The organism is Embleya sp. NPDC005575, from assembly GCF_040605455.1.
Taxonomy (GTDB): Bacteria; Actinomycetota; Actinomycetes; order Streptomycetales; family Streptomycetaceae; genus Embleya.
The window spans coordinates 1-1,055 of sequence record NZ_JBEXCV010000362.1; the positions used below are offsets into that span (position 1 = coordinate 1).

The following is a 1,055-nucleotide window of genomic DNA, read 5'->3' on the forward strand; positions in this document are numbered from 1 at the left end:
CCCGCCGCGTGGGGCTCGTGGACGGGTGTCCACGAGCCGCTCGCGTTGTTGCCGGTGGTCGAGCCGGGGTGCCGGCTCAGCCGGGCGGATCCTCCTCGGCGGGACCGAGCAGATTGAGCCCGATACCCGGCAGGCCGGGCAGCAGCGGCGGGAGGATCTGACCCTTGGGCGTCTTCGCCGGGGTCGGGGTGGTGCCCGCGCCGCCGGATTGGGCGGCGGGACTCTCCGCGGGTGCGTCGCCGAGGAGGGGGATGTTCAGCCCCGGGAGCAGGCCGCCGTTCTGCTGCGGTTGCTGTCGAGGCGCGGAATTACCCGGCGCCGCCGAGCCGTTGGGCTGCGGTGCGCTGTTGGCCGCGGTGCCGCCCGGGCCCGGGGGTTGCGGGGCGAGCGGCTGCGCTCCGGTGTCGGGTGCGCCGTCCGGCTTCGCGCCGGGAGCGGCCGGCGAGCCGCCGGTGCGCCCACCGTCGGAGGGCTTGGCCGAGGTCAGGTCGGCGGTGCCCGCGATCGGGGCGACCTGCTCGTTGATCGCGGTGAGCAGGGTGCGGACCCGATCGCGCTCGGAGGAGAGCTCCGGCGGGAGCCGGTCGTCGATCCGGTCCATGCGCTCGTGGCCGGAGCGGGCGAAGTCGGCCAGATTGCGCATCGAGCCGTCGCTGCCGCTCTTGCGGAAGTGGTCGGTGAGCAGCTCCCGTCCCTTGTCGGCCTCGTCGCGCCAGTCGTCGAGCACCTGCCGCAGGTGCCGCACCGTCGCCTTGTCGGTGGGCGTCCGGCCGGCGCGCCTGAGCAGCTGTTCGGCCTCGCCCATCCGGGTCTCGGCCTGCTGGAGATAGCGCTCGCCGCGCTCGTGGTCGTTGTCCGCGAGCGAGATCTTGAAGTCTTCGACCGTGCGCTTGACGCCGTACGTCATGTCGCCGGGCAACGCGTCGGAACTGGCGTAGGCCACCCCGCCCAGGCCGCCGCCGGTGGCCACCACGAACGCGCCCGCGCCGACCCGGTAGCCGCCGGTCTTGATCAGGTCGGTGCTCGCCCGGCCGACGATTCGGTGCCGGCCGTCG

The 1,055-nt window shown here is 74.6% G+C and carries 1 protein-coding gene; it reads right to left on the minus strand.

Annotated features, from left to right (window positions below):
- Positions 1–76 precede the first annotated feature (76 nt).
- Positions 77–1,055: DUF5667 domain-containing protein (locus ABZS54_RS43030; RefSeq protein ID WP_355548952.1), on the minus strand; the 979-nt coding region annotated here is incomplete at its 5' end.